Here is an 11,964-nt window from a genome sequence, read left to right on the forward strand (position 1 = left end):
CAATGTTATGATAAGCAATCTGGCCTACATTCACCCCGATGCCAAAATCGGGAACAACGTTACGGTGGAACCCTTCGCCTGCATCGCCGGCGACGTCGTCATCGGCGACGACTGCTGGATCGGTCCCGGCGCCGTGATCCACGACGGAGCCCGCATCGGCAAGGGCTGCCGAATCCACACCGCCGCCTCGATCTCGTGCCTGCCCCAGGACCTCAAGTTCAAGGGCGAGGCCACGACGGCCGAAATCGGCGACTACAACGATATCCGCGAGTGTGTCACCATCAGCCGCGGAACCGCCTCGACGGGAACCACGCGCGTGGGTTCGCACAACCTGCTGATGGCCTACGTCCACGTGGCCCACGACTGCGTGGTGGGTGACCACTGCGTCATCGCCAACCGCGTCTCGCTGGCCGGCGAGGTCCATATCGGCGACTGGGTGGTCATCGGCGGCCATGCCGCCATCCACCAGTGGGTGCACATCGGCGCCCACTCGATGGTCCAGGGCGGCGCGCTGTTGGGTCAGGACCTGCCCCCCTACATCATCGTACGCAACGACACGCTGCGTTTCGCCGGCATCAACAAGGTGGGACTCTCGCGCCGCGGATTCACGCCCGAGCGCATCGGCGAGATCCACGACGCCTGCCGCATCCTCTTCCAGAGCGGGCTGAACTACATGGCCGGTTGCGAGGAGGTCGAGCGGCAGATTCCGCAGAGCCCCGAACGCGACCATCTGCTGCAATTCATCCGCGAATCGAAGCGAGGCATCATCAAACCCTACGCTTCGAAGATTGACAACTGATTTTTCACGCTTTTCGCCAACAAAATATTGGTATATCGGAAATATATTACTATATTTGCCGTGTCGAAAGACCGAGAACGCAGCGATAAGGGGACTATATGTCCCCTTATTTCGTGGTTGAACTTACCCGAAACATGATGGATATTCAGAAAATCACGGCCATAGCCGAACGCAAACTCGAAGGTACGGACCTCTTTGTCGTCGACTGTACCTGCAATCCCGCCAACGAGGTCGAACTGACCATCGACAGCGACACGTCGGTCGGAATCGACGCCTGTGCCGAACTGAGCCGCGCCATCGAGGCCGAGCTCGACCGCGACGCCGAAGATTTCTCGCTGACGGTCATGTCGGCCGGTATCGGCTCCGAACTGCGCTCGCTGCGCCAGTACCGCAAGCTGGTGGGCAGTTCGGTGGAGGTGCTGCTGACAAGCGGCATCAAACTGCTGGCCCGGCTGGACGAGGTCACAGACGAGGGCATCACCCTCTCCTACGAGGAGAAGCAGGCCGTCGAAGGCAAGAAACGCAAGCAGCTCGTCAAGGTAAGCCGCACCTACCCCTTCTCCGAAATCAAGTACACGAAGGAGTGGCTTGACTTCAAATAGCGGGGGGGGGTAAGAGCCGAGCGAGAGAGGAGAAGAGGAGGTGAAGAGGAGAGGAGAAACAAGCGAGAAGGGGCATAGCAAGTGCCGAAGCCGTATAAAAGGAGCCGGGCCGCATAACGAAAAAAGGGGCCGGGCCGCACAAGATAAAAGGGGCCGGGCCACACAACGAAAAAGGGGCGGGGCCGCATAATATAAGGTTTGGGCAGGCGCCGGGCCGCACAACAAACAAGCAATGAGGCTCCGGAAACGTGCCGGGCTGCAAAACAATAGAGACGAAAAAAATCAAAATCGAAAAACAAGATAAACAACCCATGGACAATCTCAATCTTATCAGCAACTTTGCCGAATTCAAGGAGCTGAAGAACATCGACAAGTCGACGATGATCGGCGTGTTGGAGGACGTCTTCCGCCACGCGCTGCAGAAACAGTACGAGACGGACGAGAACTTCGACGTGATCATCAACCCCGAAAAGGGCGACCTGGAGATCTGGCGTAACCGGACCGTCGTCGAGGATGGAGCCGTCGAAAACCCCAATACGCAGATCGCCGTCTCGGAGGTCAAGGCCATCGACCCCACCTACGAAATCGGTGACGAATATGCCGACGAGATCAAACTATCGTCGTTCGGCCGCCGCACGGTGCTCTCGCTGCGCCAAAACCTCGCCTCGCGCATCCTCGAACTCGAAAAGGCCAGCCTCTACGAAAAATATTCGGAGAAGGTCGGCGAGATCATCACCGGCGAGGTCTACCAGGTCTGGAAGAAGGAGGTGCTGATCCTCGACGACGAGGAGAACGAACTCATCCTGCCGAAAGCCGAACAGATCCCCAACGACTTCTACCGCAAGGGCGATACGATCAAGGCCATCGTCAAGTCGGTGGAGATGAACAACAACCAGCCGCGGATCATCCTTTCGCGTACGGCCAACCAGTTCCTCGAGCGGCTGTTCGAGCAGGAGGTGCCCGAAATCTACGACGGTCTGATCACCATCAAGAAGATCGCCCGCATCCCGGGCGAACGCGCCAAGGTGGCCGTCGAATCCTACGACGAACGCATCGACCCGGTAGGCGCCTGCGTCGGCATGAAGGGTTCGCGCATCTACTCGATCGTCAAGGAGCTGCGCAACGAGAACATCGACGTGGTCAACTACACGGCCAACCCGCAGCTGATGATCCAGCGTTCGCTCAACCCCGCCAAGATCTCCTCGATCACCGTCGACGAGGAGAAGAAGACCGCTTCGGTCTACCTGAAGCCCGACCAGGTGTCGCTGGCCATCGGCAAGGGAGGTCTGAATATCCGTCTGTCGAAGATGCTCACGGGCTACGACATCGACGTCTACCGCGAAGTCGAGGAGGAGGATGTGGCCCTGACGGAGTTCGCCGACGAGATCGACGGCTGGATCATCGACGCCCTGAAGGCCGCCGGCTGCGATACGGCCAAGAGCGTACTGGAACTCCCCGTGGAGGAGATCGCCGCACGTGCCGACCTCGAACTGGAACAGGCACAGAAGGTCGTCGAGATTCTGAAGGCCGAATTCGAATAAATCATCAAGGAAGAAAGGAGAACAGGACAATATGGGTAATGAAAGAAAATTAAGACTCATTCAGGTTGCCAAGGAGTTCAAGGTCGGACTGAACACCATCACGGACTTCCTGCAAAAGAAGGGCATCAAGAGCGACGGGTCGCCCAACACGCTGGTCGACGCCGAGACCTATGCCGTTCTGGAGAAGGAGTTCGGCTCGAACCGCAGCGCCGTGAATGCCCGGGAATCGGTTCGTGAACGCATCGCGCAGAAGCAGACGACCATCACCCTCGAGGAGGCCCGCAAACAGGAGCGTGAAGAGGAGAAGGAGGTGGTCATCAAGAGCCACATGATCCACGTCAAGGACGAGATCCAGCAGCCGAAGTTCCTCGGCAAGATTGACCTCTCGGCCAAGCGTCCCACCGTGCAGACGCTGAACCAGACGGCCAAGGCCGCCGAGAGTGCCGTGGCCGAACAGCCCGAGACGCCGAAGGCCGAAACGCGTCCGACGACTCCGGCTGCCGAAAAGCCGGCCCAGCCGGCCGCACAGCCCGCTGCCGAGGCACCGAAACCCGCGGCACAGCCCGCACCCGCTCCGGCCGTAAAGAGCGAGCCGAAGAGCGAGCAGACGCCGAAGGCCGAAGCACATCCGACGACGCCGGCTGCCGAGAAGCCGGCACAACCCGCCGCACAACCCGCCGCCGAAGCGCCGAACCCCACGGTACAGCCCGCATCGGCACCGGCCGCACAACCGGCCAAAAGCGAGGAGGCTCCGAAACCCGAAGCTCCGAAGGACAATATCTTCCGTCCGGCCACGGTGACGCTGACCGGTCCGCAGGTGCTGGGAACGATGGACGTCTCGGGCTTCGTTCCGGGCGGCAAGCACAAGCGCAAACGCCTGCAGAAGGAGAAGGTCGACGTGAACCGTGCCCAGAAGAGCGGCGGTCAGGGCGGACAGAACAACCAGGGAGGCCAGGGCGGCCAGAACAACCGCGGCGGTCAGGGCGGTCAGAACAACCGCGGCGGCCAGGGCGGTCAGAACAATCGCGGCGGTCAGGGCGGCCAGAACAACCAGCCGCGTCCGGGCGAAGGTCGTCGCAACAAGAACAAGAATACGCCGAAACCCGTCCTGCGTCCGGAAGTGAGCGATGAGGAGGTTTCGAAGCAGGTCAAGGATACGCTGGCCCGTCTGACGGCCAAGGGCGCCAAGAGCAAGAGCGCCAAATACCGTCGTGACAAGCGCGAAGCCGTGGCCGAGCGCATGAATGAGGAGGTACAGCGCGAAGAGAAGGAACGTTCGACGCTTAAGGTCACGGAGTTCGTGACCGTGAACGAGCTGGCGACAATGATGAACGTCTCGCCCACGGAGGTCATCACGGCCTGCATGAACCTCGGACTGATGGTGTCGATCAACCAGCGTCTGGATGCCGAGGCTCTGGTGGTTGTGGCCGAGGAGTTCGGCTTCAAGATCGAGTTCGTCTCGGCCGACATCCAGGAGGCCATCGCCGACGAGGAGGACAAGGAGGAGGATCTCGTTCCGCGTCCGCCCATCGTGACGGTCATGGGCCACGTCGACCACGGTAAGACGTCGCTGCTGGACAACATCCGCAAGACAAATGTCATCGAGGGCGAGGCAGGCGGTATCACGCAGCACATCGGTGCCTACAGCGTCGAACTCAACGGGCAGAAGATCACCTTCCTCGACACGCCGGGTCACGAGGCCTTCACGGCCATGCGTGCCCGCGGTGCGGCCGTTACGGACGTGGCCATCATCATCGTGGCCGCCGACGACAACGTCATGCCGCAGACCATCGAGGCCATCAACCACGCCCAGGCGGCCGGAGTGCCGATGGTCTTCGCCATCAACAAGATCGACAAGCCCAACGCCAACCCCGACCACATCAAGGAGCAGCTGGCACAGATGAACTACCTCGTGGAATCGTGGGGCGGCAAATACCAGGATCAGGAGATTTCGGCCAAGAAGGGCATCAATCTGGACAAGCTGCTGGAGAAGGTGCTGCTCGAGGCCGAGATGCTCAACCTGCGGGCCAACCCCAACAAGAAGGCCGTCGGCACGGTGATCGAATCGACGCTGGACAAGGGCCGCGGCTATGTCTCGACGGTGCTGGTGCAGAACGGTACGTTGCACGTCGGCGACGTGATCCTCTCGGGAACCTACACGGGCCGTGTCAAGGCGATGTTCAACGAGAACGGCAAGAAGGTGCAGGAGGCCGGACCGTCGACCCCGGTACAGGTGCTGGGTCTGAACGGCGCCCCGCAGGCCGGTGACCTGTTCAACGTGATGGAAGACGACCGCTCGGCCCGCGAAATCGCCAACAAGCGCGAACAGCTGCAGCGCATGCAGGGCATCATGACCCAGAAGCACGTCACGCTGGACGAGATCGGCCGCCGCATCGCCATCGGCTCGTTCAAGGAGCTGAACATCATCGTCAAGGGCGATGTGGACGGTTCGGTGGAGGCCATGTCGGGCTCGCTGATCAAGCTCTCGAAGGAGAGCGTGCAGGTGAACGTGATCCACGCCGCCGTGGGTCAGATCTCGGAGTCGGACGTCCTGCTGGCCGCCGCCTCGAACGCCATCATCGTGGGCTTCCAGGTGCGTCCTTCGGCCTCGGCCCGCAAACTGGCCGAAAAGGAGGAGATCGAAATCCGCCTCTACTCGATCATCTACGACGCGATCAACGATATCAAGGATGCCATCGAGGGCATGCTGGAACCGGTGATGAAGGAGGAGATCGTCGCCTCGGCCGAGGTGATGGAGATCTTCAAGATCTCGAAGGTCGGCACCGTTGCGGGCTGCGTAATCCGCGAAGGCAAGCTGCAGCGTACGACACCGATCCGCGTGATCCGCGACGGTATCGTCATCTACACCGGCAAGCTGGGTTCGCTCAAACGCTTCAAGGACGACGTCAAGGAGGTCAGCGTAGGTCAGGACTGCGGTCTGAACATCGAATCCTACAACGACATCAAGGTCGGCGATATCGTCGAGGGATACGAGCAGGTCGAGGTAAAACGCAAATAACACGGCAGAGCCTCCGAGAGGCGTATTCCGGCCTGTCACAACAAGAAAAATACGACACACAAACTGTAAGTCAAACCATTTAGAAATTTTTTGGCAGAAATGACTAACCCTATCCATTTCACGACTCCCGAGGAGGCCGTCAAGGTCATCAAATCGGGCGATCACGTGCATCTGAGCTCGGTAGCTTCGGCCCCTCAGTGTCTGATCAACGCCATGTGCCGCCGCGGTGAGGCCGGCGAACTGAAAGACGTGCACATCCATCACCTGCACACCGAAGGTCCGGCACCCTATGCCGATCCGAAATTCGAGGGTATCTTCCAGCTCGATTCGTTCTTCGTGGGCTCGAACGTGCGCAAGGTGACCCAGAGCGGATATGCCGACTACATTCCGGTCTTCCTGAGCGAGACGCAGAAACTCTACCGCTGCGGCGCCGTACCGTGCAACGTGGCCATGATCCAGGTCTGCCCGCCGGACAAGCACGGGTATGTATCGCTCGGTACGTCGGTTGATGCAACGCTGGCCGCCGTCGAGTGCGCCGACCACGTCATCGCCGTGGTGAACAAGCACGTGCCGCGCGCCTTCGGCCAGGCCATGATCCCGATGTCGAAGATCGACACCTTCGTCGAGGACGACACGCCGCTGATCGAGGCCAAGTTCACGGAGCCCAACGAGGTCGAAACGGCCATCGGCAAGCACTGCGCCGCACTGATCGAGGACGGCGCCACGCTGCAGATGGGTATCGGTGCCATTCCGAACGCCGTGCTGAGCCAGCTGGGCAACCACAAGAATCTGGGTGTGCACACCGAAATGTTCGCCGACGGCGTACTGCCGCTGGTCAAGAAGGGCGTCATCAACGGTGAGGCCAAGAAGACCGATCCGGGCAAGATGGTTTCGACGTTCCTGATGGGTTCGCAGGCCGTCTACGACTTCATCGACGACAACCCGGGCGTGCTGATGATGGACGTCGGCTACACGAACGACCCCTACATCATCTCGCAGAACGACAACTTCGTGGCCATCAACTCGGCCCTGCAGATCGACCTCACGGGTCAGGTCAGCGCCGACTCGCTGGGTACGAAGTTCTGGTCGGGAGCGGGCGGTCAGATCGACTTCGTCTACGGCGCATCGCTGTCAAAGGGCGGAAAGGCTATCATCGCCATGCCTTCGATCACGAACAAGGGCGTCTCGAAGATCTGCCCGACGCTGCTTGACGGTGCCGGTGTCGTGACGTCGCGTTTCCACGTACACTGGGTCGTTACGGAGTACGGAGCCGTCGATCTCTACGGCAAGTCGATGCAGGAGCGTGCGCGTCTGCTGATCTCGATTGCCCACCCGTCGGCCCGCGAGGAGCTCGACCGTGCAGCCTTCGAGCGCTGGGGATCGCACCACCACTACATCAAGAGCTACATGGGCAAATAACCGGCCCACGGCCCTTTGCGAAAAAAAGCCTCTCCGGAATCGGAGAGGCTTTTTTTGCATGCAGAGATGCGCGGCAAGGAGGGGGGGGGAAAAAAAAAAAAAAAAATCTCATGGAACGCTCCTGAGCAGATCGGTCAGAACTGCGGGGAAAGGAGTCTGCCTTGGCGGCGAACCGGCCGGCCGCTACCCCGCCGGAGGATGCCGGCCACCACCCCTGTCGGGCACTGACAGATGCCGGCCCACCCAACGTTCCGGCCACTACCCGGGAATGCCAGCTATCAGCCGCGCGCCGCCCTACCGGACAAATGAACCGGAATGGCGGGCGGAATTTCCGCTGGCATCGCGGACCGTCAGTTCGTAGGTATGGCGACGATGGGCTGCAGGACGATCGAAGCGATGAACGAGGGTTCCCTTCATTGGGAAACGGTCGCAGGGGACCCATTCGCCGTCGATGAGGAGCGTCCAGGAGGCGATGCCCGAGAAGTTGTCCGACGTACGGAAACGCAGTTCGGCGGCCGAGGAGAGCGACGCGCCGTCGGTAAAGAGCGGACGGATGGTCGGGGGCAGCGTGTCGGCCACGACGAGCAGATCGCCTGTCGTGCGCGTGACGGCCGTCACGGCCCCATTCGAATAGGTTCCGCCAACGTGATAAAGACCACCCTTGCTGCCGCGGCCGGCCAGGACGGCATGCAGCCGCAGACGGGGCGGCACCTGGGTCCGGATGGTCACCAACGCCGGGCTGTAAAGGGGCGTCGAGGCCTCAAGAAAACGGTAGACGGGCGACAGGACGATGACTCCGGCGCGACTCTGCGGCTGATCGAGACGCCGGGGATGGACGAACAGCGGTTCGTAGAGCGAACCCTTCTGGATACGGGCCACGGCCTCGTCGCCGATCCGTACCAGGGAGTTCCGCCCCGGGAAGAGGGCCACGGCCGCGGAGTCGACCTCGGCGCGGAACTCCTCGCGACGTCCCACGATCGGGAACTCGATCGAGGAGCGGTTGCCGCTGTCGTCCTCGACCTCGATACGGATGCGGCGGCTGGCACCCGGCTCACACCGCACCACGCCCCGTTCGGCCATCCGCGGGTAGAAGAGGTCGGGAGCCCCGGCCAGCTGGGCCAGCCGGATCACCTCGTTGCGCGAACCGATCTTGAGCGGATAGCAGCTCACGGCGTCGCAACAGCGCGACAGATCGTGCGTAAAGCCATCCATGCGGTACTCGAAATAGGGTTGATCGTCGCAGCGGGCCTCAACACGCCAGACACCGAAGGTGTTGTAGACGCCGTTGCGGCGGTCGGAGGTCTCGAGGATAAAGTATCCGCGGCGTCCGACTTCGACCGGTTCGCCGCGCGTCAGTCGGTAACGGCCGTCGGCATCGCGCACGACGGCATAACTCTCCGCGGGGCTCCGCACGGGAACTCCGTCGAGCGTGTCGACCTCCACATAATGGATGCGCAGGATGCGCGGCGGGAGGTTGTCCTCGGGGCGGACAATACGCTCGCGAACCGGGTTGTGGAGGCGCTGCGTCGGGGTGTCGCGGATCTCGTAGTGAAGGTGGGGCCCCATCGACGAACCGCTGTTGCCCGCGTAGCCGATGACGTCGCCCTGATGCACGGGCCAGCGGTCGGGCTCGAACCAGAGGTCGACGCCGTTCGCACGGCGGGCGTAACGCTCCGAGCGGAGGCACTCCTCGAGGTCCTTGCGAAAGCGCTGCAGATGGCCGTAGACGGCCGTCGTACCATTCCGGAGCGTCAGGTAGAGCGCCCGCCCGTAGCCGCCTGCCGAAACCGTCATGCGCGAAACATAGCCGTCGGCCACGGCCACCAGCGGATGGCCCTCCTCGCCGTCGGTCTTGATATCCACACCGGCGTGGAAGTGTCCCGGGCGCAGTTCGCCGAAATTGGCCGAAAAGAGCCGCGAAGCCTGCTGTACGGGAAAAATATAATCGTCGGGATTGAGCCGCTGCCCGCGGTTCGCAGTTTGGGTTTGAGCCGAGGCCCCGGCGCACGTCGCGGCCAGAAGCATCGTTGTCAGAAATCGTCGCATGTATCCGTATCCTTGACCAACTGCGCGGCCGCATCCATCACGGCCTCGTAGTCGTAACCGAGCGAAAGCCCGTATCGTATCAATTTGGTTTTCAATTCGTAGGCAGTCGTGTACTTCACCGTCCGGGCCTTGCGCGCAAGCTGTTCCGCCAGGCGCTGCCCCATGGCCGAACGGTCGGCCTGGGCCAGCGCCGCGTCGATCACCTCGCGCCGGATGCCCTTGCGCTGAAGCGCCGTGCGGATCTTGTACTCGCCCCAGCCGCTCAGCCGCAGCTTCTCGCGCACGAAGGCCTCGGCATAGCGCGTATCGTCGATGAAGCGTTCGCGCACCAGCCGCGCCAGCACCGCCTCGGCATCACGCTCCGCCAAACCCCAGCCGCGCATCAGCCGCCGGGCATCGCCCTCCGACTTCTCGGCCCGGGCACAGAGCCGCATGAGCGAGGTGAGGGCCTGTTCGGGTGTTTTCGTCCGCTTTTCGCGCGGTGTGTTTATTTTTCGAGTCGGCTGCATGTCATTCGTTCCTTATCAAAGAGGTCCCGGTAGATTTCGGTGGCCGCATATCCCTCGGCCGCAAGCATGTCGGCCATCTGCGCGGCGGCGTGTTCGTAGATCTCGAACCAGAGGCGCCCGCCCGGTCGCAGCATCCGCCGCCCGGAGCGCGCAATGGCACGGTAGAAGCGCAGCGGATCGTCGTCCGGCACGAACAACGCCAGTGCCGGCTCGTAATCGCGCACGTTGGGGTGCATCGCCCCGCGGTCGCTCTCGGGGACATAGGGAGGGTTCGAAACGATCACATCAAATCGTTCGGGAAATTGCTCCGCCAGATCGGTCAGCGCATCGGCCCGCCGCAGCGTCACGCGGGCCCCGAGCCGGCGGCAGTTCTCGGCGGCTACCTCCAGCGCCTCATCCGAGATATCGGCGGCATAGACTTCGGCTGCGGGGAGCTCCAGCGCCAGCGAGACGGCAATGCAGCCGCTTCCGGTCCCCACGTCGAGGATCCGGAGCCCACGGCTCGCAAGCGGAGTTCGCAAGGGAGGTTCATACTCCCCCGCTTCGCCGGCTCGTCCCCGCACACTGTGGACGATGCGGTCGACCAGCTCCTCGGTCTCGGGGCGCGGGATCAGCACACCCCGGCGCACCGCAAAGCGACGTCCGTAGAATTCGCTCTCGCCAAGCACGTACTGCAGGGGTTCGCCCGCGGCCAGTCGCTCGACATCCGCACCCAAGCGTCCGAGCTCCCCCGCCCCGGACGACGCCCCCTTCTCACACGACACCCCCTTCTCACACGACGCCCCCTTCTCACGCGACGTACCCTTCTCACGCGACGTACCCTTCTCACGCGACGTACCCTTCTCACGCGACGCTCCGTCCAGCCCTTCCAGGCCCTCCGGCTTTTCAGCCCCCCTCGCCTGCAGTTCGGCCCCGGGGTCGGTCAGCAGCGCCGAGAGCGAGATGCCTTCCCGCCCGGCAACCAGCAGGCGAGCCAGGTTCCGGGCCTCGCGGGCATCATAGAGACCCGTCAGGCGGGCCGTGATGCGTTCGATGGCTTCGCGACGTGTCATCGGCTTCTCCAGAGATCGGCCAACGCAATGGCAACGGCTGCCTCAACAACCACCGCTCCGCGCAGGGCTACACAGACATCGTGACGTCCCCGGATCTCGAGCGGCTCAACGCGGTCGGTCGTCAGATTGTAGGTCTCCTGCGGTCGGGAGATACTCGGCGTGGGCTTCAGCGCCGCACGCACCACCACCTCGTTGCCGTTCGTAATGCCGCCGTTGATTCCACCGGCATGGTTCGTTGCCGTGTGCCCCTCGCCGTCGAGGATCGGGTCGTTGTTCTGCGACCCGCGGAGACGGCTTCCGGCAAATCCGCTGCCGAACTCCACCCCCTTGACCGCCGGAATCGAGAAGAGCAGGTGGGCCACCCGACTCTCGACCGAATCGAAGAAGGGTTCGCCGATCCCGACGGGCACTCCCGCGACGCGGCATTCAACCACGCCGCCCAGCGAATCGCGCTCGGCCGCCGCCTCGCGCAGCAGCTCGTCGAAACGCGCCGGATCGTCGCATCCGCCGATCTCCGTAAGGCGCGTGGCGAAACGCACCCCTTCGGGCAGCATCTTCTTGGCCACCACCCCCGCGGCCACCAGCGCCACGGTCAGCCGCGCCGAAAAGTGGCCACCACCCCGCGGATCGTTGTATCCCCCGAACTTGCGGAAGGCCACCCAGTCGGCGTGCGACGGGCGGAAATGGCGCTCCAGATTGGCGTAATCACCCGAACGGGTATTCTCGTTGGCAAAGACGACCGTCAGCGGCGCACCGGTCGTATGGCCGTTGTAAAGGCCCGAGACGATCATCGGCCGGTCCGTCTCGCGCCGCGGCGTCGTCCCCCGCGCACCGCTCCGGCGGCGGGCCAGATCGACCTCGAAATCCGCCTCCGAAAGGGACAGTCCGGCCGGCACTCCATCCATCGAGATGCCGACCTGCGCACCGTGTGACTCGCCCCAGATGGCGAGCCGGAAATTCACTCCGTATTGATTCAT

Annotated in this window: 9 protein-coding genes; 5 read left to right on the top strand and 4 right to left on the bottom strand. The window is 62.6% G+C overall.

Annotated features, from left to right (window positions below; translation table 11 throughout):
• Positions 1-7: 7 nt before the first annotated feature.
• The 5 genes from lpxA to B5G09_RS12270 all read left to right on the top strand — a co-directional run bounded on the left by lpxA (position 8) and on the right by B5G09_RS12270 (position 7,380).
• Positions 8-799 (top strand): acyl-ACP--UDP-N-acetylglucosamine O-acyltransferase, encoded by a 792-nt coding sequence (gene lpxA, locus B5G09_RS12250; RefSeq protein WP_087311832.1) that lies wholly within the window; start codon positions 8-10, stop codon positions 797-799.
• A gap of 134 nt (positions 800-933) precedes the next feature.
• Positions 934-1,401 (top strand): ribosome assembly cofactor RimP, encoded by a 468-nt coding sequence (gene rimP / locus B5G09_RS12255; RefSeq protein ID WP_087405391.1) that lies wholly within the window; start codon positions 934-936, stop codon positions 1,399-1,401.
• Between the two features lie 311 nt (positions 1,402-1,712).
• Complete coding sequence (gene nusA / locus B5G09_RS12260) at positions 1,713-2,942, top strand: transcription termination factor NusA (protein WP_087311828.1); 1,230 nt, start codon at positions 1,713-1,715, stop codon at positions 2,940-2,942.
• Between the two features lie 31 nt (positions 2,943-2,973).
• Positions 2,974-5,961 carry a translation initiation factor IF-2 gene (gene infB / locus B5G09_RS12265; protein WP_087405392.1) on the top strand — a complete coding sequence of 996 codons (2,988 nt, stop codon included), beginning with the start codon at positions 2,974-2,976 and terminating at the stop codon, positions 5,959-5,961.
• Between the two features lie 99 nt (positions 5,962-6,060).
• Positions 6,061-7,380 carry an acetyl-CoA hydrolase/transferase C-terminal domain-containing protein gene (locus B5G09_RS12270; protein WP_087311824.1) on the top strand — a complete coding sequence of 440 codons (1,320 nt, stop codon included), beginning with the start codon at positions 6,061-6,063 and terminating at the stop codon, positions 7,378-7,380.
• Positions 7,381-7,674: 294 nt separating this feature from the next.
• Here the strand turns inward: B5G09_RS12270 and B5G09_RS12275 are convergent, their stop codons facing one another.
• The 4 genes from B5G09_RS12275 to B5G09_RS12290 are packed head-to-tail and all read right to left on the bottom strand — an operon-like array spanning position 7,675 to position 11,964.
• Positions 7,675-9,426, bottom strand: a complete 1,752-nt coding sequence (locus B5G09_RS12275; RefSeq protein ID WP_087405393.1) for a M23 family metallopeptidase — start codon at positions 9,424-9,426, stop codon at positions 7,675-7,677.
• Complete coding sequence (locus B5G09_RS12280; RefSeq protein ID WP_087405394.1) at positions 9,411-9,935, bottom strand: regulatory protein RecX; 525 nt, start codon at positions 9,933-9,935, stop codon at positions 9,411-9,413. Before B5G09_RS12280 ends, B5G09_RS12275 begins: the two co-directional genes overlap by 16 nt.
• Positions 9,914-10,987: a peptide chain release factor N(5)-glutamine methyltransferase gene (prmC, locus tag B5G09_RS12285; protein WP_241147670.1), complete on the bottom strand. Its 1,074-nt coding sequence runs from the start codon at positions 10,985-10,987 to the stop codon at positions 9,914-9,916. The genes B5G09_RS12280 and prmC overlap by 22 nt, the downstream gene beginning before the upstream one ends.
• On the bottom strand, positions 10,984-11,964 hold the full coding sequence (locus B5G09_RS12290; RefSeq protein WP_087405395.1) for a chorismate synthase: 981 nt from the start codon (positions 11,962-11,964) through the stop codon (positions 10,984-10,986). The genes prmC and B5G09_RS12290 overlap by 4 nt, the downstream gene beginning before the upstream one ends.

The sequence above is a fragment of the Alistipes sp. An54 genome, from assembly GCF_002159375.1.
Classification (GTDB): Bacteria; Bacteroidota; Bacteroidia; order Bacteroidales; family Rikenellaceae; genus Alistipes; species Alistipes megaguti.

Coding starts and splice junctions, on each gene's coding strand:
- B5G09_RS12290 (WP_087405395.1), bottom strand. CDS start 11,964: ATGAATCAATACGGAGTGAATTTCCGGCTCGCCATCTGGGGCGAGTCA.
- infB (WP_087405392.1), top strand. CDS start 2,974: ATGGGTAATGAAAGAAAATTAAGACTCATTCAGGTTGCCAAGGAGTTC.
- rimP (WP_087405391.1), top strand. CDS start 934: ATGATGGATATTCAGAAAATCACGGCCATAGCCGAACGCAAACTCGAA.
- B5G09_RS12280 (WP_087405394.1), bottom strand. CDS start 9,935: ATGCAGCCGACTCGAAAAATAAACACACCGCGCGAAAAGCGGACGAAA.
- B5G09_RS12270 (WP_087311824.1), top strand. CDS start 6,061: ATGACTAACCCTATCCATTTCACGACTCCCGAGGAGGCCGTCAAGGTC.
- lpxA (WP_087311832.1), top strand. CDS start 8: ATGATAAGCAATCTGGCCTACATTCACCCCGATGCCAAAATCGGGAAC.
- B5G09_RS12275 (WP_087405393.1), bottom strand. CDS start 9,426: ATGCGACGATTTCTGACAACGATGCTTCTGGCCGCGACGTGCGCCGGG.
- prmC (WP_241147670.1), bottom strand. CDS start 10,987: ATGACACGTCGCGAAGCCATCGAACGCATCACGGCCCGCCTGACGGGT.
- nusA (WP_087311828.1), top strand. CDS start 1,713: ATGGACAATCTCAATCTTATCAGCAACTTTGCCGAATTCAAGGAGCTG.